Source organism: Curtobacterium sp. BRB10 (genome assembly GCF_031844325.1).
Taxonomy (GTDB): Bacteria; Actinomycetota; Actinomycetes; order Actinomycetales; family Microbacteriaceae; genus Curtobacterium; species Curtobacterium poinsettiae_A.
Genome location: NZ_JAUZVA010000005.1, coordinates 267,950 through 292,019 on the forward strand (window position 1 = coordinate 267,950; position 24,070 = coordinate 292,019).

General features: G+C 72.2%; 22 protein-coding genes. 10 read left to right on the forward strand and 12 right to left on the reverse strand.

Annotated features, from left to right (window positions below; all coding sequences use genetic code 11):
• Positions 1–71 precede the first annotated feature (71 nt).
• The gene (gene purM, locus Q9R26_RS12755; RefSeq protein WP_209133115.1) at positions 72–1,187 is read left to right on the forward strand and encodes a phosphoribosylformylglycinamidine cyclo-ligase; all 1,116 of its coding nucleotides are present in this window, start codon (positions 72–74) and stop codon (positions 1,185–1,187) included.
• Between the two features lie 248 nt (positions 1,188–1,435).
• Here purM and Q9R26_RS12760 read toward each other — a convergent pair whose 3' ends face one another.
• On the reverse strand, positions 1,436–1,654 hold the full coding sequence (locus tag Q9R26_RS12760; RefSeq protein WP_182064696.1) for a DUF3073 domain-containing protein: 219 nt from the start codon (positions 1,652–1,654) through the stop codon (positions 1,436–1,438).
• 158 nt (positions 1,655–1,812) lie between these two features.
• Between Q9R26_RS12760 and Q9R26_RS12765 the strand changes: the two genes are divergently transcribed.
• Positions 1,813–2,958 (forward strand): NAD(P)-binding domain-containing protein, encoded by a 1,146-nt coding sequence (locus Q9R26_RS12765; protein WP_311227487.1) that lies wholly within the window; start codon positions 1,813–1,815, stop codon positions 2,956–2,958.
• Positions 2,959–3,085: 127 nt separating this feature from the next.
• Here Q9R26_RS12765 and Q9R26_RS12770 read toward each other — a convergent pair whose 3' ends face one another.
• From Q9R26_RS12770 to Q9R26_RS12785, 4 genes are all read right to left on the reverse strand, one after another.
• Positions 3,086–3,526: a DoxX family protein gene (locus tag Q9R26_RS12770; protein WP_262136928.1), complete on the reverse strand. Its 441-nt coding sequence runs from the start codon at positions 3,524–3,526 to the stop codon at positions 3,086–3,088.
• A 120-nt stretch (positions 3,527–3,646) separates the two neighbouring features.
• Positions 3,647–3,922 (reverse strand): DUF3072 domain-containing protein, encoded by a 276-nt coding sequence (locus tag Q9R26_RS12775; RefSeq protein WP_017886246.1) that lies wholly within the window; start codon positions 3,920–3,922, stop codon positions 3,647–3,649.
• Between the two features lie 151 nt (positions 3,923–4,073).
• Positions 4,074–4,829 carry a hypothetical protein gene (locus Q9R26_RS12780; protein WP_311227488.1) on the reverse strand — a complete coding sequence of 252 codons (756 nt, stop codon included), beginning with the start codon at positions 4,827–4,829 and terminating at the stop codon, positions 4,074–4,076.
• Positions 4,830–4,840: 11 nt separating this feature from the next.
• Positions 4,841–7,075: an APC family permease gene (locus Q9R26_RS12785; protein ID WP_311227489.1), complete on the reverse strand. Its 2,235-nt coding sequence runs from the start codon at positions 7,073–7,075 to the stop codon at positions 4,841–4,843.
• Between the two features lie 130 nt (positions 7,076–7,205).
• Between Q9R26_RS12785 and Q9R26_RS12790 the strand changes: the two genes are divergently transcribed.
• Positions 7,206–7,637, forward strand: a complete 432-nt coding sequence (locus Q9R26_RS12790; RefSeq protein ID WP_182064701.1) for a MerR family transcriptional regulator — start codon at positions 7,206–7,208, stop codon at positions 7,635–7,637.
• Positions 7,638–7,731: 94 nt separating this feature from the next.
• Here the strand turns inward: Q9R26_RS12790 and Q9R26_RS12795 are convergent, their stop codons facing one another.
• The 3 genes from Q9R26_RS12795 to Q9R26_RS12805 all read right to left on the reverse strand — a co-directional run bounded on the left by Q9R26_RS12795 (position 7,732) and on the right by Q9R26_RS12805 (position 10,000).
• Entirely contained in the window at positions 7,732–8,313 is a 582-nt protein-coding gene (locus Q9R26_RS12795; protein WP_027465044.1) for a PadR family transcriptional regulator, read from the reverse strand.
• The gene (locus Q9R26_RS12800; protein WP_182064702.1) at positions 8,310–9,182 is read right to left on the reverse strand and encodes a DUF4097 family beta strand repeat-containing protein; all 873 of its coding nucleotides are present in this window, start codon (positions 9,180–9,182) and stop codon (positions 8,310–8,312) included. The genes Q9R26_RS12795 and Q9R26_RS12800 overlap by 4 nt, the downstream gene beginning before the upstream one ends.
• Before the next feature lie 134 nt (positions 9,183–9,316).
• Complete coding sequence (locus tag Q9R26_RS12805) at positions 9,317–10,000, reverse strand: hypothetical protein (RefSeq protein ID WP_311227490.1); 684 nt, start codon at positions 9,998–10,000, stop codon at positions 9,317–9,319.
• 61 nt (positions 10,001–10,061) lie between these two features.
• Between Q9R26_RS12805 and Q9R26_RS12810 the strand changes: the two genes are divergently transcribed.
• The 3 genes from Q9R26_RS12810 to Q9R26_RS12820 all read left to right on the forward strand — a co-directional run bounded on the left by Q9R26_RS12810 (position 10,062) and on the right by Q9R26_RS12820 (position 15,885).
• Positions 10,062–11,513, forward strand: coding sequence for a PLP-dependent aminotransferase family protein (locus Q9R26_RS12810; RefSeq protein WP_311227491.1), 1,452 nt, complete (start codon positions 10,062–10,064; stop codon positions 11,511–11,513).
• 87 nt (positions 11,514–11,600) lie between these two features.
• Positions 11,601–12,275 carry a DUF6518 family protein gene (locus Q9R26_RS12815; RefSeq protein ID WP_209133129.1) on the forward strand — a complete coding sequence of 225 codons (675 nt, stop codon included), beginning with the start codon at positions 11,601–11,603 and terminating at the stop codon, positions 12,273–12,275.
• A gap of 109 nt (positions 12,276–12,384) precedes the next feature.
• Positions 12,385–15,885, forward strand: coding sequence for an efflux RND transporter permease subunit (locus Q9R26_RS12820; protein WP_311227492.1), 3,501 nt, complete (start codon positions 12,385–12,387; stop codon positions 15,883–15,885).
• On the opposite strand, the gene Q9R26_RS12825 is transcribed toward Q9R26_RS12820, so the two are convergent.
• Together Q9R26_RS12825 and Q9R26_RS12830 are read right to left on the reverse strand one after the other, a co-directional pair.
• Positions 15,882–16,178 carry a hypothetical protein gene (locus Q9R26_RS12825; RefSeq protein ID WP_182067203.1) on the reverse strand — a complete coding sequence of 99 codons (297 nt, stop codon included), beginning with the start codon at positions 16,176–16,178 and terminating at the stop codon, positions 15,882–15,884. The two genes, Q9R26_RS12820 and Q9R26_RS12825, sit on opposite strands and share 4 nt — an antisense overlap.
• A 136-nt stretch (positions 16,179–16,314) precedes the next feature.
• The gene (locus tag Q9R26_RS12830) at positions 16,315–17,331 is read right to left on the reverse strand and encodes an alpha/beta hydrolase (RefSeq protein WP_182067204.1); all 1,017 of its coding nucleotides are present in this window, start codon (positions 17,329–17,331) and stop codon (positions 16,315–16,317) included.
• A 152-nt stretch (positions 17,332–17,483) separates the two neighbouring features.
• Between Q9R26_RS12830 and Q9R26_RS12835 the strand changes: the two genes are divergently transcribed.
• Positions 17,484–18,338 carry a PPK2 family polyphosphate kinase gene (locus tag Q9R26_RS12835; RefSeq protein ID WP_262136943.1) on the forward strand — a complete coding sequence of 285 codons (855 nt, stop codon included), beginning with the start codon at positions 17,484–17,486 and terminating at the stop codon, positions 18,336–18,338.
• Between the two features lie 268 nt (positions 18,339–18,606).
• Positions 18,607–20,676 carry a DEAD/DEAH box helicase gene (locus tag Q9R26_RS12840; RefSeq protein ID WP_311227493.1) on the forward strand — a complete coding sequence of 690 codons (2,070 nt, stop codon included), beginning with the start codon at positions 18,607–18,609 and terminating at the stop codon, positions 20,674–20,676.
• Positions 20,677–20,819: 143 nt separating this feature from the next.
• On the opposite strand, the gene Q9R26_RS12845 is transcribed toward Q9R26_RS12840, so the two are convergent.
• Together Q9R26_RS12845 and Q9R26_RS12850 are read right to left on the reverse strand one after the other, a co-directional pair.
• Entirely contained in the window at positions 20,820–21,329 is a 510-nt protein-coding gene (locus Q9R26_RS12845) for a mycothiol transferase (protein ID WP_182066133.1), read from the reverse strand.
• 36 nt (positions 21,330–21,365) lie between these two features.
• Complete coding sequence (locus Q9R26_RS12850) at positions 21,366–21,944, reverse strand: MarR family transcriptional regulator (protein WP_311227494.1); 579 nt, start codon at positions 21,942–21,944, stop codon at positions 21,366–21,368.
• Between the two features lie 208 nt (positions 21,945–22,152).
• Between Q9R26_RS12850 and Q9R26_RS12855 the strand changes: the two genes are divergently transcribed.
• Together Q9R26_RS12855 and Q9R26_RS12860 are read left to right on the forward strand one after the other, a co-directional pair.
• Positions 22,153–22,752: a hypothetical protein gene (locus Q9R26_RS12855; RefSeq protein WP_311227495.1), complete on the forward strand. Its 600-nt coding sequence runs from the start codon at positions 22,153–22,155 to the stop codon at positions 22,750–22,752.
• Positions 22,753–22,821: 69 nt separating this feature from the next.
• Positions 22,822–24,009 (forward strand): S24/S26 family peptidase, encoded by a 1,188-nt coding sequence (locus tag Q9R26_RS12860; protein WP_311227496.1) that lies wholly within the window; start codon positions 22,822–22,824, stop codon positions 24,007–24,009.
• The last annotated feature ends 61 nt before the right edge of the window (positions 24,010–24,070 follow it).

Below are 24,070 nucleotides of genomic sequence, written 5' to 3' on the forward strand. Positions count from 1 at the left end.
CGGGTGTGCTCCAGATCAGTAGAATCGGGGGGTACCGAACAAGTCTGCCATGTCACCGCGAAGGACTCCGCATGCCCAACCCGTACGCCGAAGCCGGAGTGGACACCGCTGCCGGTGACCTGGCCGTCGAGCTCATGAAGTCCGCGGTCGCGGCCACCCACAACTCCTCGGTCCTCGGCGGCGTCGGCGGGTTCGCCGGGCTCTACGACGTCTCGTTCCTGAAGGACTTCGCACACCCGTTGCTCGCGACCTCCACCGACGGCGTCGGCACCAAGGTCGCCATCGCGCAGGCGATCGACAAGCACGACACCATCGGGCAGGACCTGGTCGGCATGGTCGTCGACGACATCGTCGTGGTCGGCGCGAAGCCGCTGTTCATGACCGACTACATCGCGTGCGGTCGCGTGGTGCCCGGCCGGATCGCCGACATCGTCGCCGGCATCGCCCGCGGCTGCTCGGAGACCGGCACCGCCCTGGTCGGCGGCGAGACCGCCGAGCACCCGGGGCTGCTCGGGCCGGACGACTACGACGTGGCCGGTGCGGCGACGGGTGTCGTCGAAGCCGACGCGCAGCTCGGCGCGCACCTGGTGCAGGACGGCGACGTGGTCCTGGCGATCGAGTCGTCGGGCCTGCACTCCAACGGCTACTCGCTCGTGCGGCACATCCTGGCGTCGCGCGGCGTCGGCTTCACGGACCAGCTGCCCGAGCTGAGCGGCGTCGGGTTCGGCGGTGCGGTCTCCGTCGGCGAAGCCCTGCTCGAGCCGACCCGCCTGTACACCGCACCGCTCCTGGCGCTCCTCGAGCAGCACCCGGGCGCGGTGCACTCGCTCTCGCACGTGACCGGTGGTGGCATCGCCGCGAACCTGGCGCGCGTGCTGCCCGTCGGCTCCTGGGTCGAGGTCGACCGTTCCACCTGGCAGCCGCTCCCCGTCTTCCGGGTCCTGGCCGACATGGCCGGCACCCCGATCGAGGACACCGAGGGCACCTGGAACCTGGGCATCGGCATGTTCGCCGTCGTCTCGGCCGGTGCCGCTGCCGAGGTCATCGCCGCACTCGGTGCCGCCGGTCTGCCCACGTGGCCCGTCGGCACGATCGCCACGTCCGCGCGGGACCTGACCGGGTTCGAGCAGGGCGCGAAGGGTGTCGACGGCGGCGCGGTCCGGCTCGTCGGGAGCTACGCGGGCTGACCCGCTCGGCGGCTGCGGGGCGGGGCTGCGGTCGCACCGTCCTGCGCCGCGCCGCGCCGTGGTGCGTGCGGTGAGTGGTCACGAATCGTCGCCTGGCGGGCCTGCAACCGACGGTTCCTGACCACTCGGCGTCATGCGCGCGGCGAGTCGTGACCACTCGCCGCCGGAACCCGAGCGCTCCGACAGGTGTCCGGGCACGCGGAAACGCCGCGCTGCCCGAGGGCTGCGCGGCGTCACTGCGAGAGAGGTCAGGCGGACTTGTTCTGGTCTGCCTGGGTCTCGAACTCGTCTTCGTCTTCCGCCGGTTCCGGACCGTACTGGTCCGCCCAACGGTCGACGTAGTCCTCGTCGGAGTGTTGTCCGGCGGAGAGCTCCTGCTCGAGCGCACCGTAGTTCGTCTGCGGGCTGAAGTACTTCAGCTCGCGGGCGACCTTGGTGTGCTTCGCCTTCTGACGGCCGCGCCCCATGCGTGACCCCCTCGTTCGGCTCTGGTCCGGTCCTGGCGAATGACGGAGGATCACTCGGGGAACCAGACGGTTCGTGGTTTGAAATCTGCCGATCACTCTACCATGTACCTCGATCTGGACGTCGCGCGACGGCTGGCCCGCACAGCAGAATCGAAGTGATGAAGGAACCCCTCGAGACCCCGGTCGACCAGCACGCCCGCGTGGTGGTGATCGGTGCGGGGCAGGCGGGGCTCTCGGTGGGATACCACCTGCGTCGCCTCGGGCTCGTCCCCGGCAGCGACCTGGTGATCCTCGACCGTGCGCCGAGCACCGGTGGGGCGTGGCAGTTCCGGTGGGAGGCCCTGCGGCTCGGGGCGGCGCACCGGGTGCACGACCTGCCCGGCATGCGCGCGATGGGGCTGGAGTTCGACGACGCCGACCGGTCACGACCCGCGCGTGACGTCGTCGGTGAGTACTACCGGCGGTTCGAGCAGCACTACGACCTGCGGGTGCGGCGCCCGGTCACGGTGACGTCCGTCTCACGCATCCACGGCGACGGCGGCGTGGCACGCGACGCCCCGGCGGACGGCGGGCTGTGCGTCACGACCCGGAGCGCCGACGGCACCGTCACGCGCATCCGTACCGAGGTCGTGGTGAACGCGTCCGGCACGTGGGGCACCCCGTTCGTGCCGTGGTACCCGGGGCGCGACGTGTTCCGCGGGCGTCAGGTGGACACGACCGAGTACCGCAGCGCCACCGACTTCGCCCGTCAGGACGTCGTGGTGGTCGGCGGTGGGACGAGCGCGATCGGGTTCCTGCTCGAACTCGACGGCGTCGCCCGTTCGACACGGTGGTTCACCCGGCGCCCGATGGTCTGGGCCGGGACCGCGTCGCTCGACGTCGAGTCCGCGGTGGCCGCCGTCGACGAACAGGACCGCGCCGCCCGTGCCGGCGAGGTCCTGCCGAGCATCGTCAGCGGCACCGGGGTCCCGGTGTCGCGACGGATCCGTGCCGGCATCGATCGCGGCGTGCTGCGCGACGAGCCGATGTTCACGCGGATGGACGAGACCGGCGTGGTGACGGCGGGCGGCACCCACGTGCACGCCGACGCCGTGATCTGGGCGACGGGGTTCCGCGCCGACCTGCGGCACCTCGCACCGCTGCACCTGCGGACCACGGCGGGCGGGGTGGTGGTCGAGGACGGCCGGTCGACCGAGGAGCCGCGGTTGTTCCTGGCCGGCTACGGGCCCCAGGCGTCGACCATCGGTGCGAACCGGGCTGGCCGACGCATCGCCCGCCAGGTCGTGGACGCGCTGGCGGGCTGAGCGGCCGCGCGGTCCCTCGCACGGTGCGAGGGACCGCATGAACGGTGCGAGGTTCCGTTCCCGGTGCGGGCCTCTTGAGCTCGCACGGGCGACGGAACCTCGCACCGGACGGACTGGAACGCGCGGCTCAGGCGGGCAGGGGCTCCTCGACGCCACGACGACGGCGCGAGGACTTGAGCACCATGGCGTCGAGCGAGAACCGCCCGGGCCCGGTCAGCGCCACGGCGAGCGACGCCACGGCGAGGACGAGCACGTACTCGAACCCGCCGTCCTGCGAGTAGAAGCCCGAGGTGCCGTGCGCCAGGAACCCGGCGACGACCATGTCGACGGCCAGGAGCACACCGACGACGCGGGTCGCGACGCCGAGCACGAGCAGGATGCCGCCGACGAGCTCGAGGCCGGCGACGAGGGGTGCTGCGACCTCGGCGAGGGGGACGCCCATGCCCGAGAAGCCCTGCACCACGTTGGGGATGCCCTGGGCGAACTTCTGTGCGCCGTGGGCGATGAACACCACCCCGAGGACGATGCGGAGCGCGGTCAGGCCGATGGAGGTCGATGTCGTTCGCATGGCCACGAAGGTAGCCGGTGACGCGTCATCGATCATCCTCGAACAGGGGACTGACCGCGCTTCGCCAGAACATGCCCAGAGCATGCCCAGACAGCGGTCCGCCGAAGGGCGGACTGCTCCTCAGGAATCGGCGCCGCGGCCGGTCTGCTGCTGGAGGCGGTCGATGTGCTCCGACGCCTGCGCCTTGGTGAGGTCAGCGGGGAGCTCCTCGCCGGCTTCACGGGCCAGGGTGTCGAGGTAGCTGCGCTGCGGTCCCGTCATCGGTTCGTCGCCGGTGACCCACTGCTCGGGGTCCTTGCTCGCGTCGGTGGAGGGGTCGGGTCGGGGGCCGCCGAGGGTCTCGCCCTGGATCGGTGCGTCCGGGGTCTGCTGCTGGTCGCGGTCTGCGTCACTCATGTCCGCGACGGTACGCCGCACCCCCGTCACGACACGCAGCAGCGGCGTCCCCCGAAGCGCCACAGCGGGAGAGCGGTCCGCCGCGCACAGCGGCCCGCATCTGCACCGGGGCGGCACAGTGCACACCGGCACGCATCCGCGCCGGAGCGGCTCAGACGGCCGCCGCCGCGTACCGCACCAGATCGGGCCCGACGGCACTCGTGGCGATCGGCACGACGCGGTCGGCCCGCCGGATCCAGATGGTCGCCGCACGCTCGTCGATCCGGTCGACCTCGTGCAGCTCGCCGTCGAGGAGCACCGACGCCGTGACCCGGACCCGGCCGCTCGCCGGACGTGGCGGCAACCCGACCACGTCGTCGCCGTACGCCGGGTGCTCTCCGGGCTGCAGGAACGGTGACACCGGAGCGGTGACGACCTCGAGTCCCTCGTCGACCGCGGTCACCGCCACCAGGCGGACGGCCTGGTCGGTCGGCAGCGGCACGTCGACGACGGGCTCGGCGGTGGGGCCGGCCAGTGCGCGGAAGGCGGGCCGACCGTCGGGGGCGAGGTGGGCCTCCAGGCCGTCGATCCGGACGCGACCGCGCCCACGGGAATCGGCGTAGACACCGGGCTCGATGCCGGACTGCCGCGCCTCGAGCCGGGTGAGGACGACGCGGTCCGGGCGGTACCAGTCGCGGAGCGCGGCCGGGTCCACCCAGCCGACGCTCGGGACGCCGCGGGAGAGCGCGGCGGACGCGTCGGCGGCGCGCTCGTCGCGCGCGCCGAGGGGGTGCTCGCCACGCACGGCGACGAGTCCTTCGAGCGGGCTGCCGGCCGGCGGCTCGTGGTCGAGCACCTCGACGCGCTTCGAGACCTTGCCGCCGTGTCCGTCGAACGTGGCGAACGTCCGCAGGTCACTGATGGTCATGGGGCCACATGCTACGACTCGTCGGCTCCCCGTCGCGGCGGGGAGGGCACGAGGGCGTGGATCTCGCCCGTGCAGAGTGCGGGGTCGACGCCGTCGGCGGGGCCGGCCGGACGGGTCGCGCGGCGCGGCTGGATGCTGTTGCGCTCGGCGGACCGGAGGAGGCGGTCCTCGGCTGCGGCCTCGGCCGACGACCCGGGCTGCGCCGGGCGGCGAAGCGGGGGTCGGACGGGCTCGCCGCGGCGCTCCTGGCCGGGCAGCGGGCGGGAACGGCGGCCGTACAGCAGCTCGGACGAGTCGAGCAGCCACGGCACCAGGGCCACGGTGACGCCGTGCACGAGCAGCAGCTTCTTGCGGATGCGGCGGCCGCGGTGGTTGTGGAGCAGGCCCTCCCACCAGTGCCCGACGATGAAGATCGGGGTGTAGACGGTGACGACCTCGGATCCGTGCTCGGCCCGGTGTGCCTTGATGTACTTGATCAGGGGCATCGAGATGTCGCGGTACGGGCTCGGCACGATCGTCAGTGGCACCTGGATGCCGTACTCCGCCCACTGGTCGCGCAGGCGTTGGGACTCGGCGTCGTCGATCGCGACGTGCACCGCCTCGATGCTCGCGTGCTCGGCGGCGACCGCGTAGTCGAGCGCCTTGAGCACGGGCTTCTGCAGCTTGTTCACCAGGACGATGGCGTGGTCCCCGGTGGCGCCGAACTTCGTCTCGACGTCGGCCTCGATCTCGTGCGAGACGTCGCGGTAGTAGCGGTTCACGCCGAGCATGAGCACGTACAGCACCGGCATGATCAGGAACACGAGCCAGGCGCCGTGGGTGAACTTCGTGATCGTGACGATGACGAGCACCACGAGGGTGAAGGTCGCACCGATCGCGTTGATCGTGCGGGAGCGGACGACCTGCCCGCGGTTCACGGGTGGCTCGCCGTCGGCCGCGGGCGCCCCGTCGCGGTCGCGGTCGGCCCGCAGCAGCCGCGTCCAGTGCACGACCATGCCCGTCTGTCCGAGCGTGAACGACACGAAGACACCGATGATGTAGAGCTGGATCAGGCTCGTGACGTTCGACCGGTAGACCACGAGCAGCGCCGCGGCGACGAGGGCCAGGACGATGACACCGTTCGAGTAGATGAGCCGGTCGCCGCGGGTCGACAGCGCCTTCGGGGCGTACGAGTCGCGCGCCAGGATCGAGCCGAGCAGCGGGAACCCGTTGAAGGCCGTGTTCGCCGCGAGGAGCAGGACCGCGGCCGTCGTCGCCTGGATCACGAAGAACAGCACCGAGTTGTTGCCGAACGTCGCCGCTGCGATCTGCGCGATGAGCGAGCGCTGCGGCGTGGTGGCACAGTTCGCGAAGCCCTGCAGGTCGCAGGCGCGCTCGGCGTAGTGCACGTGCGACACGAGCGCCAGGGTGATGAGCCCGACGAACAGGACGATCGCGATGCCGCCCATCGCGACCAGGGTGGCCTGCGCGTTCTTGATCTTCGGACGGCGGAACGCCTGGACGCCGTTGGCGATGGCCTCGACGCCGGTCAGGGCCGAGCAGCCCGAGGCGAAGGCGCGGAGGAGCAGCAGGATGAACGCCGCCTGCGTGGTGTGCTCGACGTTCTGCACGGTGTAGGCCGCGGACTCGGCGACCGGGGCGTTGCCGGCGGCCACCCGGACGAGCCCGGTCACGACCATCACGAAGACGCTCGCCACGAACAGGTAGGTCGGGATCGCGAACGCCTTGCTCGACTCCCGCACACCGCGCAGGTTGGCGGCGGCGAGCAGCACGACGAACAGCAGCGCGAGCTCGACGCGGAAGTGGTCGAGCATCGGGAGCGCCGAGATGATGTTGTCGACGCCGGAGGCGACCGACACGGCCACCGTCATCACGTAGTCGACGAGCAGCGCACTCGCGACGACCAGCCCGGCCTTCTCGCCGAGGTTCCGGTGCGCCACCTCGTAGTCGCCGCCGCCGGATGGGTACGCCTTGATGAGCTGCCGGTACGAGGCGACGACGACCACGAGCAGCAGCACGACGAGTGCGGCGACCCACGGTGCGAACGTCAGGAAGGCCATGCCGCCGAGCAGCAGGATCATCAGGAGTTCCTGCGGCGCGTACGCGACAGAGGACAGTGGGTCACTCGCGAAGATCGGCAGGGCCAGGTGCTTCGGGAGGAGCTGTCCTTCGAGCTTCTCGGAGGGGAGGGGATCCCCGATCAGTCGCGCTTTCAACGACCGGATCTCGTTCGTCACGAGCGGCAAACCTACTCAGTTCCGGGCGCGAGTCAACACGGTTCGCCTGCCGCACATTCCCGGTCGGCTGCGGGCGCTCCACCCTGGGTGTCGCACACCCTTTGCAGTTGACGCGGCGTCAAGCACTACAGTCGCCAGCATGAGCGCATCGACAGGCCCGGACGGCGCAGCTGCGAAAGCTCCCCACGCCATCACGGAGATGGCGCGTTCCGCCGGTGTGTCCAGTCGGACCCTGCGGCACTACGAGGCCGTCGGGCTGCTGCCGGCCACGGCCGTCGGCGCGGGCGGGCTCCGGCGTTACGACGACCGTGCGCTCGTCCGGTTGCAGCGCATCCTGCTGCTGCGCGGGCTCGGACTCGGGCTGCCCGAGATCGCCCGACGACTCGACGACGAGGCCGACGACGTCGCGGCGCTCACGGCACACCTGACGTGGCTCGAGCACGAACGGGACCGACTGGCCCGGCAGCTCGCGGCCGTGCGCACCACCGTGGCGCGCGTCGAACGCGGGGAGGACCTGACGGCGGCCGACGCGTTCGCCGGCTTCCCGCCGACACGGCTGCCGGCTTCCTGATGCGTCGGCGGCGCCCCCGCACGCAGCGGGCCGACAGACGGTGCGGACGACGGCCGGGAGGCCCTGGTCGCCACCGCCTGTCGGCCGCCGGCGGTCAGAGCGACTTGCGCAGGGCCTCCAGGCCGTCACGCAGACGCGTCACGGTGTCCGCACCGAGCGTCCCGCGGGTCGCTCGACGGCGCAGGTCCGCTCGCACCTGCTGCCGGAACGACGACAGGGCCATCTCGAGCTCGCGCAGGGCGCGGGCGCTGTCCGACGGCACGGACACGGGCTCCTCGGCGGAACCGGTCGCCGGACTCTCGGCGGCGGCGGCCAGGTCGGCACGGAGCGACCGCATGGCCTCGCCGACCGAGGCTCGCACGCCGTCGGCCAACGACTTGACCGAGTCGCTCACGCCGGACTCGACCGCGGCGATCTCGTCGGCACGCGCCGCGAGCTCGGCACGGCCGGCGTCCGTGATCGCGTAGACGGTCTTGCGGCCGTCGGCGGTCTTCGTGACCAGTCCGTCGTCCTCGAGCTTGGCGAGCCGGGGGTAGACGGTGCCGGCGCTCGGCACGTAGGTGCCGCCGAAGCGGTCGCCGAGTGCCTGGATGAGCTCGTAGCCGTGCATCGGGTGGTCGGCCAGCAGGACGAGCAGGTAGAGGCGCAGGTGGCCGTGGGCGAAGACGGGGCTCATTCGGGCACCTCGCTCTCGTTCGTCGGGGTGGTCGGCGGCGTGGTCGGCGTCGTCGGGGGTGTCGACTCGGCGACCGGCGGGGCGTGCAGCACGGCGATGTCGCCGGAGACCGAGTTCACCCGCAGGTCGAGCCACTGGCCGGACAGCTCGCCGCCCTGCTTGACGTACGAACCGCGCACCCCGCGGATCTCGGCGTCGTCGAACTGCAGCTTGCCGGTCGCGGTGTTCACCGTGCACTTGTAGGCGACGCCGTCCGCCAGGCGGACGCTCACCGACCCGGACACCGTGTTGACGCGGGCGGACTCGGGGACCTCGTGCAGGTCGAGCACGACGTCGGCCGAGACGCCGTCGGCCTGGAACCGCGGGATCTCGCCGGTGGCCACGACGTCGCCGGAGACGGTGTGCACCGCGAGCGCGCCGTCGAGGTCGCGGATCGTGGTGGCTCCCGAGACGGCGTTGACCGTGACGTCACCCGCGACGCCGTCGACGACCAGGTCGCCGGACACCGTGTTGAGCGTCGCCCCGCGGTTCGTGCCGGACAGCAGCGCACCGGCCGAGACGACACCGAGCGTGATGCCGGCGTCGCGGGGGACCAGGATGCTGACGTCCGCGTGGGCCTTGCCGCGGAAGGACTTCAGGAACCCGATGGGGTCGTCCCACCGGACCTGGGGGTGGTCGACGGTGAGGGTGTCGCCGTCGACCTCGATGAGCATCTGCTTGCCGGACACGCTGTGGATCTCGACCCGGGCCGTGGGTTCGTCGTGCGCGACGACGTCCACCTGCCCGCCGACGAGGCCGACACGCACGGTGCGCACGATGCCGGTGTCGATGACCTTGGGCTCGTCGACGAGCCACTTCTCCTGCGCCATGTTGCCTCCTGGAACTCGCGATGTATCGCGTCTGTGCTGATCACGCTATATCGCGTTCCGCGCCGCCGCAAGGGGTCGCGCGGGATCGTGAGCAGGAATGGTCGGGCCGGGGTCGTGGACCCGACCGTTCCTGCTCACGAAGCGGGCGTGTCGGGGGTGGGGCGAGCCTCCCGGGCCGGTGCGGCGACGCTCGGTGCGGGCGCTGCTGCCGTGTGCTCGGGGCTCCACGGGAACCGGCGGAAGTGCGGCATGAGCGGCTGGACCATCGGGCCGATCGCGAAGGCGGCGATGACGGTGCCGGCGCCGACGTTCCCGCCGAGGACCCAGCCCACGATGACCACCGACACCTCGACCAGGGTGCGCGCGAGCCAGAGCGGCCAGCCGAAGCGCTCGTGCAGCCCGACCATCAGGCCGTCACGCGCGCCAGTGCCGAACCCCGCTCCGATGTAGAACGCCGTCGCCACGGCGAGCAGCGCCAGGCCCGCGGCGAACAGGGCGATCCGGGCGAGCAGTCCGGACGGCTCCGGCACGAGCCAGAGCACCAGGTCGGCGCTCGGCCCGATCGCCAGGGCGTTCAGCAGCGTCCCGATGCCCGGCTTCTGGCGCAGCGGGATCCACAGCAGCAGGATGACGCCGCTCGACACCACCGTGATGACGCCGAACGACCACGGCACGACGTTCTCGAGCCCCTGGGTCAGCACGGTCCACGAGCTCACACCGACCACCGCGCGGACCTGCAGTGCGGTCGAGGCGCCGTAGAGGAACAGTCCGACGAGGAGCTGGACGAAGCGCAGGGTACGGGCGGTGCGGCGGGGCATGTGGCCATCGTCCCGAGAGATTGGCCTGCTGGTCGAGAGCCAATCGCGCTACCGTGGACCCGTGCCCCCTGTCCTGATCAGTGCCCGCGCCGCCTCCCACCTGCTGACCGACTGGCGCGCCGGCACCGACGCCCCCGCGTACGAGGCGCTCGCCGACGCCCTCCGGGTCCTCGTCATCGACGGGCGGGTCGCCCAGGGTGTCCGGCTGCCGGCCGAGCGCGGCCTGGCCGCGGCCCTCGGCGTCTCGCGCACCACCGTCGCGAACGCCTACGCCCGGCTGCGCTCCGACGGGTTCCTGGTGTCCGTCCGTGGCTCCGGCAGCGTGGTCCACCTGCCCCGTGACCTGGTCGGCCGGCCCGACCCCGAACGCCTGGGCGGGGTCGTCGAGGGGGGCCTGCTCGACCTGCGCAAGGCGGCCCTGCACGCGGCCCCCGGCATCGACGAGGCGGTCGAGCGGGCGGTCCGGCACGTCCCGGCGGCGCTCGCCGGGATCGGCTACGACACCGTCGGCGACCCCGGCCTCCGCGCCGCGATCGCCGCGCGCTACACCGAGCGCGGACTGCCGACCGAGCCCACCCAGGTCATCGTCACGATCGGCGCGCAGCACGCGATCGCCCTGCTCGCGCGGGTGCTCGTCCGCCGCGGCGACGCCGTGCTCGTCGAGTCCCCGACCTACCCGCACGCGCACGAGGCCTTCCGCGAGGTCGGCGGCCGACTGGTCGGCGTCCCCGTCGACGCGCGGACGGGGTGGGACGCCGCCGCGCTCGAGACGACGCTGCGTCGCACCGCGCCCTCCGTCGCGTACGTCATGCCCGAGCTCCACAACCCGACCGGTGCGACCATGTCCGCGTCGACCCGCCAGCTCCTGCTGTCGGTCGCGTCCTCGGTCGGCACGATCGTCATCGCGGACGAGACGATGGGGGAGCTCCGGATCGACGGATCGCCGTCACCGCCCTTGGCGTCGGCGGACCCGTCGGGGGCATCGGTCGTGATGATCGGTTCCGCCGCGAAGGTGTTCTGGGGCGGGCTGCGGATCGGCTGGATCCGCGCCGATCCGGCGCTGCTGCAGCGGCTGCTACTCGCCCGCCCGACGGGCGACCTCGGCACCCCCGTGCTCGACCAGCTGGTCGTGCGCGAGCTGGTCCCGCGGACGGCGGCCGTCCTGGAGGCGCGGCGTGCATCCCTGCGCGAAGGTCGCGACGCGGTCGTGGGGGCGCTCCGGGCGCGGCTCCCGGAGTGGGACGTCCCGGCACCGGCGGGCGGGTTGACGACGTGGGTGGGTCTCGGTCGGCCGGTGTCGAGCGCGCTCGTGCTCGCCGCGCGGGCCGAGGGCGTGGTGCTGGCCTCGGGCGGGGTGTTCGGGCCGGACGGCGGGTTCGAGCGGTTCCTGCGGGTGCCGTTCACGATGGCCCCGGCCGACCGGGGGCGGTTGGTCGACGTGCTGTTGCGGTCGTGGGAACGGGTGGGCGGCGAGTCGAGCGGCGTGCGGGGGTCGTTGGCGGCGGTGGTCTGAGAGGTCATCCTCCGGGGTGAGGTCCGGTCGGGGGTTCTCGCTCCTCGGGGTGATGCGGCGTCGGTGGGGTCCGGCGAGGCTGGTGCCATGAACGCCACCCTGTCCGCCGGAACCCCCTCCGCTGTGCCGACGCCCGTCGATCCGCCCGCGGCGGTCCCCGCCGTGGTGCGGGTCACCATCGCGCTGAGCGGGGCGTTCCTGGCGGGCGTCCTGACCTCGTTCGGGCAGGCGGTGCCCGCTCTCGCCGCCGTGTCGAACTCGGCCGGACCGTGGTTCCTCGTCGCCGCGCTGCTGTGCCTGGTGGCCGGAGTGCGAGGGGGCCGGGTCGCCCTGCCGCTGGCGATGGTGCTCGGCGTCGTGCTCCTCGAGCTCATGCACGTCGGGTACTGGGCCGCGACGGTCCTGCGCGGGTTCCCCGACGTGCTGTCGATCACGAACCCCTGGGTGCTGCTCGGGGTGCCGGCCGGGCTGCTGGCCGGAGCGGCCGCCGTGGCGGTGCGGTCCCGCGATGCCCGGTGGCGCGCGGGGGCGCTCGGTGTGACGGCCGCGGTGCTCGTCGGGGAGGGGATCCGCGGGCTGCTGCAGGTCGCCGTGACGACGGGGCACGGCACCTGGGTCGTCGAGATCGTCGTCGGGGTGGCGCTCCTGGGCATCGGGGTGCTCGGCACACGGTCGCCCGTGGGGCGCGTGGTGGCGCTCGGTACCGGGGTGGTCGGGACCGTCGCGGTGCTCGGGGCGTACCTGGTGCTCGGCGGCTCCTGATCCGTCGGTCCTGATCAGACGGCGGGTCCTGGTCCCTCGGTCCTGATCCGACGGCGGGTTCTGGCAGCCAGCCGAGCGTTCGTCGGTCGGTCCTGCGAGGATCGATGACGTGCACCTCCTCTCGGTCTTCAGCCTGCGCAACCGGGCCCTCATCGCGCTCGTCACGATCGTGGTCGCGGTCTTCGGCGGCATCGCGCTCTCGAGCCTCAAGCAGGAGCTGATCCCCAGTGTCGAGTTCCCGCAGGTCGCGATCGTCAGCGCGTACCCCGGAGCCACGCCGGAGGTCGTGTCGAACGACGTCTCGACCAAGATCGAGCAGGCGATCCAGGTCGTCCCGGACCTCGAGTCGACCAGTGCGACGTCGTCGACCGGGCAGAGCGTGGTGTCGGCGTCGTTCCAGTACGGCTCGAACCTGGCCAGCGCCGAGGACAAGATCCAGACCGCGGTGAACGCGCTGTCGCTGCCCGACTCGGTGCAGACGCAGATCGTCACCGGTTCCTTCGACGACCTGCCGGTGCTGCAGGTCGCCGTGTCGGCGTCCGGCAACCAGGAGCAGCTCGTCGACCGGCTGCAGGCCTCGGCGATCCCCGACCTCGAGAAGCTCGACGGTGTTCGGCAGGCGGACGTCTTCGGCAACCCGGGACGACGCGTCGTCATCACGCCGGACCCGGACGAGCTCGCCGCGCGCGGCCTGAGCCAGACCGCGATCTCAGACGCGCTCGACGACAACGGCACCCTGATCCCCGGCGGCACGATCACCGAGGACGGCTCGACCCTGTCGGTGCAGACGGGCGAGCGGATCGCTTCGCTCGAGGACATCCGCGCCCTGCCGCTGTCGAGCTCGTCGAGCTCGTCGAGTTCGTCGAGCTCGTCGAGTTCGTCGGGGTCGGACGGCTCCGGGTCGGGTGTCGCCGGTGCCGACGGGACTGCGACGTCCGGTGACGGCACGGCTGCGGGTGCCACCGACACGGGGGCGACCGGCACGGGGGCGACCGGCACGGGGGCGACCGGCGCCGGTGCGGCCGGTACCGGCACGGGTGCGGCCGGTCCCGCGCCCACCGGAGACGCCGCGACGGACGGGTCGACGGCCGCGGCCGCGGCGACGGACACCACCCTGGGCGACGTCGCGAAGGTCGCCATCACCGAGTCGCCGCGCACCTCCATCAGCCGTGTGGACGGGCAGCAGGCGCTGACGATCTCGATCACGAAGACGCAGGAAGCGAACACCGTCGACGTCTCGAACACCGTTCGCGACGCCCTGCCCGGGATCGAGGACAAGATCGAGGGCGACCCCCGCTTCACCGTCGTCTTCGACCAGGCGCCCTACATCCAGCAGTCGATCGACTCCCTGGCCGAGGAAGGCCTGCTCGGGCTCGCCTTCGCGGTGCTCGTCATCCTGGTGTTCCTGCTGTCGTGGCGCTCCACGCTCGTCACCGCGATCTCCATCCCGACGTCGGTGCTCCTCGCCGCGATCGGCATGCGCGCCGCCGGGTACACGCTCAACATCATCACGCTGGCCGCCCTGACGATCGCGATCGGCCGCGTCGTCGACGACTCGATCGTCGTCATCGAGAACATCAAGCGGCACATGCTCCCGGGCGTCGACCGCGGCCAGGCCGTGCGGGACGCCGTTCGCGAGGTCGCCGGTGCCGTCACCGCCTCGACCCTGACCACCGTCGCGGTGTTCCTGCCGGTCGCCTTCGTCGCCGAACTCGTGGGGGAGCTGTTCCGACCGTTCGCCGTGACGGTCACCCTGGCGCTCGTCGCGTCGCTGTTCGTCTCGCTCACGATCGTGCCGGTGCTGGCGTACTGGTGGCTGCGCCCGCCGAAGGCGAAGCCGGGCGACGCGACGGTGGCAGCGGATGCAGGGGTGGACGCAGCGCCGTCGGCTGCCGATGCCGACCGCGATCGCTCCGAGGGTGCGCTCGCCTCCGCCGCGGACCTGCACGACGCCGACCGGGTCGACCGCCTGCGCCGTGTCTACCTGCCGGTGCTCCGTTGGGTCGTCCGCAAGCCGGTCGTCGTCATCCTGCTCGCCGTGATCGTGCTCGGCGGCACGGCCGCCACGCTGCCGTTCGTCACCACGAACTACCTCGGCGACTCGGGGCAGAACACGTTCACGGTCACGCAGGACCTGAAGGCCGGTTCGAGCCTCGCCGTCCAGTCCGAGTCCGCACGCAAGGTCGAGCGGGCCTTGCAGGACGTCGACGGCGTCGAGACCGTGCAGACCACCATCGGCACGAGCGGCCAGTCGATCCAGGCGGCGTTCGGCGGGGGCGGCAGCGCCTCGGTGCAGTACGCCGTGACGACCGACGCCGAGGCCGACCAGCCGACGGTCCAGGCCGACGCCCGGAAGACGATCGGGGCGATCGAGGACGTCGGCGAGGTCACCATCGCGTCCTCCGGTGGTGGGTTCGGTGGCAGCAGCGACATCGAGGTGGACGTCACCGCGCCCACCCAGTCACAGCTCGAGACGGCGTCGCGCCAGGTGCTGAGGACCATGCAGTCGGTCCCGGACACCACGGGCGCCACGAGCAACCTGTCCGCCGCGGAGCCGTTCCTCGCCGTCCGGGTCGACCGCCAGAAGGCCGCGTCACTCGGCCTGACCGAGACCCAGGTGGGTGGCCTCGTCGCCGCAGCGGTCTCGCCGCGGGACACCGGCAGCATCGAGATCGACGACGCGACGCTCGACGTCTACATCGCCGACCCGGAGCCGCCGACGACCATCGCCGCACTCCGTGCCCTCGACGTGCCGACGAGCACCGGCACGGTCCCGCTGTCCGACGTCGCCACGGTCGAGGAGTCCGAGGGCCCCACCACCGTCACCACGACGAACGCGGCCCGTACCGCCACGATCACCGTGACGCCGGACGCGACGAACCTCGGTGCGGCCGTGCAGTCCGTCACGACCGCCGTCGACGAGCTCGACCTGCCGAAGGGGGCGACCGCCTCGATCGGTGGCGTCGCCGCCAGCCAGTCGTCGGCGTTCTCGCAGCTCGGGCTCGCGGTGCTGGTCGCCGTGTTGATCGTCTACGTGATCATGGTCGCGACGTTCCGGAGTCTGCTCCAGCCGCTGCTGCTGCTCGTGTCGGTGCCGTTCGCGGCGACGGGCGCGATCCTGCTGCAGATCGCCTCGGGTGTTCCGATCGGCGTCGCGTCGCTGATCGGGCTGCTCATGCTCGTCGGCATCGTCGTGACGAACGCGATCGTGCTCATCGACCTCGTCAACCAGTACCGACGGCGCGGGTTGCGGGTGCGCGAGGCCCTGATCGAGGGGGCCACCCGACGCCTCCGTCCGATCCTGATGACGGCGATGGCGACGATCTTCGCGCTGCTGCCGATGGCGATCGGGCTGACCGGCAAGTCCGGCTTCATCTCGCAGCCGCTGGCACTGGTCGTGATCGGTGGCCTGGTGTCCTCGACGCTGCTGACGCTCGTGGTGCTGCCAGCGCTGTACTTCGTGGTCGAGCGGGCTCGCGAACGCAACGACGACCGGATCGCCGCGGGGAAGACCCGCAAACAGGCGCGCGCTGAGCGACGCCAGGAACGCGCGCAGCTCCGGCAGGAACGACAGCGGCGACGGGCGGCGCGATCCGGCGGCGCTGCCTAGCGGCGGTACTCGGCGTCGATCGCGGCGAGGGGCGAGACGACGACGCGCTCGGCTCGCTCTTCGCGCTCGACGGCCCGGAACCACGACACCAGCACCAGGGTCAGCGTCACGAGGAACACCACGGCGGCGCCCTGCGACACGACGGCCAGCTGCCCGGTGACCGAGGCGTACCCGCCGAAGGCCACCGCTGCGACGAACGACAGCCCGAGCAGCAGCTCCCCGAACGTCTGCAGCGCCGGGCGGTCCCAGCGGGTCGCAGCGGCGCGGGCAGGGCGGGTCGAGGTGTCGGTCACCCCCGAAGTCTGCGGCCGGGGGCGCGGCAGCGGCAGTCCCGACTCCGGGTGGCACCCACCCGGGGCACGCGGTCGGTCGCCGGCGCCGGCAGCCGGTCGGCCGATCGCGCTGCCAGCCCGTCGAGCGACCGTGCGGTCAGCCCAACTGCGTCCGCAGGAACGTGACCACCCGGCGGCTCATCGCCTCGTCGAGCTGGGCGATCGAGTGCGCCGTGCCCTCGACCGCCACGAACGTCACCGGGACGTCGTGGGACCGGAGCGTCGCGGCGAACTCCTGTGACTCCCACATCGGGATGAACTCGTCGGTGGAGTGGCCGATGAAGAACGGCGCGGTGTCCGAGGTGACGTGGAACTCCGGCGACGCCCGGGTGGCCGCCGGGCACCTGGCGTAGGACCGGCACCCCAGGTAGAGCAGCTGCTTGCGCTGGAAAGCCGCCGAAACACCGTCGGGCTCGGTGGACCGGGTGGTCAGGTTCGTCGGCCCGCTCAGGTCCACCACGGCGCGGATCCGGTCGCCGTCGGCGTACGCGGCGGAGTCGTGGTCGGTGACGGCGAGCATCGCGGCGAGGTTGCCGCCGGCGCTCCCGCCGAACACACCCACGCGCTGGGAGTCGACGTCGTAGGTCTCGAGCGTCGCCGGACGGAACACGTAGTCGAGCGCACGGCGGACGTCGTCGAGCCCGGCCGGGAACGGATCCGTCGGTGCCAGGCGGTAGTCGACGTTGAACGTCACGAAGCCCTCGGACGCCAGGTACTTGCACACGGACCGGTACGCGGCCGTCGCCTTGTCGCCGTGTGACCAGCTGCCGCCGTGGATCATCAGGACCGCCGGACGTCCGGTGGTGGCCTCGACCGCTTCGGCATCGGGGTCGGCGGTCGCCGAGGCGGACGGCGTCGCGGTGGGCGTCGCCGTCGTCGCGGGGGCGCTGTCAGAGGGCAGGCACACGTCGAGGCGCTGCAACGGGTCGGCGCCGTAGGGCACGTCGGCCACCACGTCGATGCCGTGGTACCGCAGCGACAGCGGGTAGATGATGCTGTCCGCGGTCACGGTGGCGTTCTCGTCACCGACCGGGTCCGTGCTGCAGGACGCCATCGCGCCGAGCGCCACGACCGCGGCGACGAGCGCGAGCACTGAGCGGCGGCCGGACTTCATCACGTCCACGCTAGCCGCCCCGGCGGCCGCCCACGTCACCCGAGCGGAGGAACCGCGAGCAGCGCTCCCGGCGTCGACCGGCCACACCGACGTCACCGGGCAGTGCGAGGATGAGCACGGCAGTCGCCGACCGGAGCACCGCAGGAGGACCCGTGAGCAGTCGCAAGGCCTGGAACGCCGATCCCGAACCACTGCTCCGCGTCGAACCCGGGTTCCGCCTCGACCAGGTCGACCCCGATGGCACCCCGGGCTTCCCCGGTCGCAAGATCGACGGCCTCGAGGCCCTCGCTGCCGGAGCCTCCCGCCTCGCCGCCCTGCAGGAACGCCTGTACGCGGCCTCGACCGCCGGTGACGAGCGCCGGGTGCTGCTCGTGCTGCAGGCGATGGACACCGCGGGCAAGGGCGGCATCGTCTCGCACGTCGTCGGAGCGGTCGACCCGAACGGCGTGCACTACGCGGGCTTCAGGGCCCCGACAGCCGAAGAACGCGAGCACGACTTCCTCTGGCGCATCGAGAAGCAGCTGCCCGCGGCCGGGCAGCTCGGCGTGTTCGACCGCTCGCACTACGAGGACGTGCTCGCCCAGCGGGTCCGTGGGCTCGCCGCGCCGGACGAGATCGAACGTCGGTACGGCGCGATCACCGCCTTCGAGGACGGGCTCGCCGCGGCCGGCACGACCATCGTCAAGGTGATGCTGCACATCTCGAAGGACGAACAGCGCGAGCGCCTCGGCGACCGACTCGACCGCCCCGACAAGCACTGGAAGTTCAACCCGGGCGACATCGACGACCGCCTGCTCTGGGACCGCTACCAGCAGGCGTACCAGATCGCCCTCGACCGCACTTCCACCCCGCAGGCGCCCTGGTACGTCGTTCCCGCGAACCGCAAGTGGTACGCGCGCCTCGCCGTGCAGCAGCTCCTGCTCCGGGCGCTGGAGGACATGCACCTGTCCTGGCCCAAGGCGGACTTCGACGTCGCCGAGCAGCGTCGTCGGCTCGCGGAGTCCTGAGCGCGACCACCGGCCCGGAGGCCCGTCCCGCGCCCGGTACGCCGCCACCGGACCGCGTGGGGCTGGCGTCAGGGCGCCGGCTCGCGTAGACTCGCTCGGTCGGCCTTCGACGTCGTGACATTGTGATCACGGAAATTCTGCTGGGTGTGTGTTGCTCGAGGGCTGGAATCACGTCGACTCGCGACGGGATGAACCCCCTTTCCGCAAGCAGCCCCCGCCGATGTCGCTGTCGGGCGCTGCGGTACGTTGCGCACCCGAGAAAGCAGCCATGGCCCCGTACAACAAGGGCGGCGCGGACAACCGCGCCTCCGACCGCGTCCGCCACCCGAACGGCACCCCCGCCGCCCGCAGCAGCAAGCACCGCGGATTCCGCGCCGCCGACTCTTCGCAGCCGCGCCAGAAGCAGCGCTGGGACGCCGAGGAGCGTCGCGGTCGCGCGTCGCAGGGCGAGCGTCCGGCCCGTCCGAACTGGGAGCCGCGCGACAGCGGCGGCCAGCGTCGCCCCGACCGCGACGACCGTGGCGGTCGCGGCTTCAACCGTGACGACCGTGCACCGCGCAGCTTCAACCGTGACGACCGTGCTCCCCGTCGCTTCGACCGTGACGACCGTGCTCCCCGTCGTGACAACGACGACCGTCCGCGTCGCTCGTTCGACCGTGACGACCGTGCACCGCGCAGCTTCGACCGTGACGACCGTGCTCCCCGTCGTGACAACGAGGACCGTCCGCGTCGCTCGTTCGACCGCGACGACCGTGCACCGCGCAGCTTCAACCGTGACGACCGTGCTCCCCGTCGTGACAACGAGGACCGTCCGCGTCGCTCGTTCGACCGCGACGACCGTGCACCGCGCAGCTTCAACCGTGACGACCGTGCTCCCCGTCGTGACAACGACGACCGTCCGCGTCGCTCGTTCGACCGCGATGACCGTGCACCGCGTCGTGACAGCGACGACCGTCCGCGTCGCTCGTTCGACCGCGATGCTCCGCGCAAGTTCGACCGTGACGACCGCGCCCCGCGCAAGTACGACCGCGACGACCGCACCGACCGTGCCCCGCGCCGCTCGTTCGACGAGCCCGAGCGCGGCGGGTTCGTGCCGGCCGACGACGTCAAGCTCGAGAAGCTCCAGGCCGAGGCCACCATCGCGGCCGACGTCGAGGGCGTGACCTTCGGCGACCTGGGCATCGGCGGCAACATCTCCCGCGCCCTGCAGGAGCTCGGCGCCTCGAGCCCGTTCCCGATCCAGGCGGCGACGATCCCCGACGTGCTCGCCGGCAAGGACGTCCTCGGCCGTGGCCGTACCGGCTCCGGCAAGACCATCGCCTTCGGCGCGCCCCTGGTCGAGAAGCTCATGGAGCACGGCGGCGGCACCAAGCGCAAGATGGGCCGCGCCCCGCGTGCGCTCATCCTCGCGCCGACCCGTGAGCTCGCCCTGCAGATCGACCGCACGGTGCAGCCCATCGCGCGTTCGGTCGGCCTGTTCACGACGCAGATCTACGGCGGCGTGCCCTACGGCCGTCAGGAGGGCGCGCTCGAGCGCGGCGTCGACATCATCGTCGGCACCCCCGGCCGCGTCCAGGACCTCATGAACAAGGGGAAGCTCGACCTCAGCGAGGTCATCATCTCCGTGCTCGACGAGGCCGACCACATGTGCGACCTCGGGTTCCTCGAGCCGGTGCAGGAGATCCTCTCCGCCACGGCCGAGGTCACCCCGCAGGGCAACCGCGCGCAGAAGCTGCTGTTCAGCGCGACGCTCGACACCCAGGTCGCGGCGCTCGTCGAGCAGTTCCTGCACGAGCCGAGCGTGCACGAGGTCGCGGGTGAGGACCAGGCGTCCTCGACCATCGACCACCGTGTCCTCGTGGTCGAGCAGCGCGAGAAGGACCGTCTCCTCGAGGAGCTGGTCGCCGGCGACGGCAAGACCATCGTCTTCGCCCGGACCCGTGCCTACGCCGAGCGTCTGGCCGACCAGTTCGAGGACGCCGGCATCCGCGCGACCTCGCTCCACGGCGACCTGAACCAGTCGCGCCGCACCCGCAACCTGCAGCTGCTCACCAGCGGCCGGGTGAACGTGCTCGTCGCCACCGACGTCGCCGCCCGCGGCATCCACGTCGACGACGTCTCGCTCGTCGTGCAGGCGGATGCCCCGGACGACTACAAGGCGTACATGCACCGCTCCGGCCGCACGGGCCGTGCCGGCAAGGAGGGCACGGTCGTGACGATCGTCCCGCGTGGCCGCATCCGCAAGATCGAGGGCATCCTCGAGCGCGCGGAGATCGAGGCGGACCTGGTGCAGGCCGCACCCGGTGACGGCATCGTGTCGGAGCTCGCCGCGCGGTAGTCGCGACCACACGACGGACGGGAGGTGGGCCCCACCAGCTGGTACCGGGCCTCCCGTCCGTCACATGGTGAGCAGGAATGGTCGGGTCGCGAAGTCGGACCCGACCATTCCTGCTCACGAAGCGGCCGCGCGGCAGCGCGCCTTCAGCGGTTGAAGAACAGCAGCCCGCGTACGAAGCCGGCCTGCCCCGCGTGCTGCGTGCAGTCGTCCAGGATGCTCACGAGTCGCGCGCCGGCCGTCACGGGCGGGTCCCACGCGTCGTCGACGACGGGGTCGAGGTCGTCCGGGCCGAGCGTGCCGAGGTACGCGACCGTGCGCTCGTGCACGGCGCGCAGGTACCCGGTGAGCAGCTCGGCGGACGCCCGCACCCGCCCGACGTCGTCGCGGGACATGCCGTAGCCGAGCGCCTCGGCAGGGAACGGCAGGCCGAACCGGTCGTACCAGCCGTCCGCCGTCCAGACCTGCTCGGAGCCGGCGAGGTCGGCGATCTGCACGTCCTGGCCGCGGGCGATGTGCCATGCGAGCCACGCCAGGGTGTTCGCCCCGGCGGCCGGGCGTGCGGCGAGCTGGTCTTCGGAGAGCCCGTCGACGGCCCGCTCGACCGTCTCGGGGACGCGGGAGAACGCTTCGATGAGGAGTTCAGAGGGGGTCATGGCGCTCACGCTACGCGGGGGCCGTGACACCCGCTGTCACACGGCGGTGCTGCGGTGGTGGCGCTCCAGGGCGGCGCCGAGCCCCTCGAACGCGGCCGCGACCGCGGCACGTTCCGACGGTGCGACGACCTGCCGGAACGCGTCGGAGTAGACGGCGCCGACCTCGCGGGCGACCGCCGTGCCCGACGGTGTGAGGTGCAGCAGCACGCTCCGGCGGTCCTCGGGGTTCGGGCGACGCTCCAGGTGTCCGTGCTTCTCGAGCCGGTCGATCAGCGACGTCATCGCACCGGTGGTGAGTTCGAGGTACTCGCCGGCCTGCTTCGGGGTCACGCCGTGGCCACCGGCGGCGCTGAGGAAGAACACGAAGCGGGTGTCCGTGTCGTGCAGCCCGCGGATCGTGCTCTCGTGGTGCAGGACGCGCGCGTGCTGCACCTGGAGCACGCGGAAGGCGGTGAGGAGACGCGACAGGTCGACGTCCGGGTCCGCCTCGGCGCCGATCGGGTCGAGCGCCGTCACGTCGGGCGACACCGGCGCCGACGGGGTCACGGGGTCGACGCGTGCTGCGGGGGCGGCGGGTGTGTGCGGGGGGAGGACGACCGGGTCGGTGTCCGTCATGGGGGCTCGTCTCGGGTTCGGGGTGGGAATCTCAGTCAACAAGTATCTCAATCATTAAGATACCCCCAGCACGGGGGGTGTCCTCGCCCTTGTGAGCAACTCGACCGCAAAGTAGCTTGATCGTCGTACCACCTCGGCACGTAGCGCGACCAACCACCGCGGGCCCGTCCGAACCACCGATCAGATCTCTTCCTCACGGAGTCCAACCATGTCTCGTGTCACGCCTCGTGCTGCCCGCCTCGCCGCCTGGATCGCCATCCCCGCCGCCCTCGTCGCCTCGGGGGTCGTCGTGTCGACGGCCTCGTACGCGGCCTTCTCCTCGACCACGGTCAACCCGACGAACAACTGGACGGCCGGCAGTGTCGCCCTGTCCGACGACGACAACAACACCGCGCTGTTCACGGCGAACAACCTGAAGCCCGGCTCGACCGGTGCGAACTGCATCGCGGTGACGTCGACCGGTTCGCTGCCCTCGGCCGTGAAGCTCTACGGCACGAACGTCTCGACCACGAAGGACCTGGCGGCGAACGTCAACCTGACCGTCGAGCAGGGCACCGGCGGCGGCTTCGGCTCCTGCTCCGGCTTCACCCCGGCCGCCACGGGCGGGTCGCTCTACAGCGGCACCGTCGCGGGCTTCGGCGCCGCCTCGACCAACTACGCGACCGGCGTCGGCACCTGGTCCCCGACGGGCACCGCGTCCGAGACGCGCGTCTACCGCGTCACCTACACGGTCTCGAGCACCGCGCCGAACACGGTGCAGGGCGGCACCGCAGCCCTCGGCTTCACCTGGGAGGCCCAGAACAGCTGAGCCGGGCCCCGGGGCCGAACCAGCCCCGTTCGTTCCCGCCCCGCAACGCGCCCCCGGTCGAAGGCAGTCATGAGCAGCATCGCAGTGCACGGTGGTCCCGCACCGCACGCAGCGGTCCGTGACGCCGTCGACTGGGGGCGCGTCGTCGTCGCCACCGTTGCCCGGGGCGTGGTCGCGACGCTGCTCGGCCTCGCGCTCTGGGCGGCCGCGCCGGCGCTCATCGGCTGGCAGCCGACCACCGTGATGACCGGTTCGATGCAGCCGCGGATCGTCCCCGGTGACGTGGTCGTCTCGCGTCCGGTCGGCTCCGGCGAGATCGCGACGGGCAAGGTTCTGCTCGCCGACGACCCGGACCAGGCGGACCACCTGCGCATGCACCGCTACGTCGAGGACGGCCCCGGCGGCACCATGGTCACGAAGGGCGACGCCAACCCGCAGCAGGACTCGACACCGATCGAGCGCTCCGCGGTGCACGGCGTCGCCTTCCTGCGCATCCCCTTCATCGGCACCCCGATCCGGTGGATCAGCGCGGGGGAGTGGGGCCTGGTCGCGATGCTCGCGCTCGGCCTGACCGCGGTGCTCGCGCTCTGCACGATCGACGGGTCGCTCCGGCGACTCGTGGAAGCCGACGACGACACCGACGGTGCAGCCGGTCCGGACGACGCGACGGGTCCGGACCACGCCGCCGGTCCGGCAGCCGGTACCGACGACGGCCTGGAGGCGCGGGACGGCGCCGCCACGGGCCTCCCGGCCGCTGCGTCCAGCTTCCTCACGCGTCGCGCGCTGCGGGGACGAGCGCGTCGCGTGCGCCGACTGCGCCGCGTCGGCGGCGGCGCCGCGGTGCTCGTGCTCGCTGCGGCAGCCAGTGTCCTGCTGCCTGGAGCGGCGGACGCGGCTCCTTGGTCACGGACCACCGTCGCACCGACCGCGGCCTTCACGGCGGGCACGGCGACCCCCGCCACGGCGCTGACCTGCTCGCCGAACGGTGACGGCTCGGTGAACATCGGCTTCGCGCACAACGGGCCGGCAGCGGCGTCCTTCTCGGTGCTCAACACGAACGCGAACACGATCGCGGCGACCGGACCGGCGGGCAGCACGGCGCCGATCCGGGTCACGGGCAGCGGCATCCTCACCCTCGGTGCGGTCGTCACCGTGAAGATCCGCACCAACTGGGCAGGTTCTTGGTACGTCGACAGCACGGCGACGACGCGCATCCAGACCGCGCTCGTCGGCACGAACCTGAGCTGCGCGAACTGACGCCCGATCGGTTGTCCACAGGGCACCGCGAGGTGTCCGGGGATGTCCCCGGCCGGCGTTA

Excerpts from the sequence above, each read along its gene's own strand:
- Q9R26_RS12760 (WP_182064696.1), bottom strand. The coding sequence starts at position 1,654 with ATGGGGCGCGGCCGTCAGAAGGCGAAGCACACCAAGGTCGCCCGCGAG.
- Q9R26_RS12815 (WP_209133129.1), top strand. The coding sequence starts at position 11,601 with ATGAACGCCACCCTGTCCGCCGGAACCCCCTCCGCTGTGCCGACGCCC.
- Q9R26_RS12770 (WP_262136928.1), bottom strand. The coding sequence starts at position 3,526 with ATGCGAACGACATCGACCTCCATCGGCCTGACCGCGCTCCGCATCGTC.
- purM (WP_209133115.1), top strand. The coding sequence starts at position 72 with ATGCCCAACCCGTACGCCGAAGCCGGAGTGGACACCGCTGCCGGTGAC.
- Q9R26_RS12765 (WP_311227487.1), top strand. The coding sequence starts at position 1,813 with ATGAAGGAACCCCTCGAGACCCCGGTCGACCAGCACGCCCGCGTGGTG.
- Q9R26_RS12805 (WP_311227490.1), bottom strand. The coding sequence starts at position 10,000 with ATGCCCCGCCGCACCGCCCGTACCCTGCGCTTCGTCCAGCTCCTCGTC.
- Q9R26_RS12855 (WP_311227495.1), top strand. The coding sequence starts at position 22,153 with ATGTCTCGTGTCACGCCTCGTGCTGCCCGCCTCGCCGCCTGGATCGCC.
- Q9R26_RS12775 (WP_017886246.1), bottom strand. The coding sequence starts at position 3,922 with ATGAGTGACGCAGACCGCGACCAGCAGCAGACCCCGGACGCACCGATC.
- Q9R26_RS12830 (WP_182067204.1), bottom strand. The coding sequence starts at position 17,331 with ATGAAGTCCGGCCGCCGCTCAGTGCTCGCGCTCGTCGCCGCGGTCGTG.
- Q9R26_RS12850 (WP_311227494.1), bottom strand. The coding sequence starts at position 21,944 with ATGACGGACACCGACCCGGTCGTCCTCCCCCCGCACACACCCGCCGCC.
- Q9R26_RS12840 (WP_311227493.1), top strand. The coding sequence starts at position 18,607 with ATGGCCCCGTACAACAAGGGCGGCGCGGACAACCGCGCCTCCGACCGC.
- Q9R26_RS12790 (WP_182064701.1), top strand. The coding sequence starts at position 7,206 with ATGAGCGCATCGACAGGCCCGGACGGCGCAGCTGCGAAAGCTCCCCAC.
- Q9R26_RS12780 (WP_311227488.1), bottom strand. The coding sequence starts at position 4,829 with ATGACCATCAGTGACCTGCGGACGTTCGCCACGTTCGACGGACACGGC.
- Q9R26_RS12795 (WP_027465044.1), bottom strand. The coding sequence starts at position 8,313 with ATGAGCCCCGTCTTCGCCCACGGCCACCTGCGCCTCTACCTGCTCGTC.
- Q9R26_RS12845 (WP_182066133.1), bottom strand. The coding sequence starts at position 21,329 with ATGACCCCCTCTGAACTCCTCATCGAAGCGTTCTCCCGCGTCCCCGAG.
- Q9R26_RS12800 (WP_182064702.1), bottom strand. The coding sequence starts at position 9,182 with ATGGCGCAGGAGAAGTGGCTCGTCGACGAGCCCAAGGTCATCGACACC.
- Q9R26_RS12860 (WP_311227496.1), top strand. The coding sequence starts at position 22,822 with ATGAGCAGCATCGCAGTGCACGGTGGTCCCGCACCGCACGCAGCGGTC.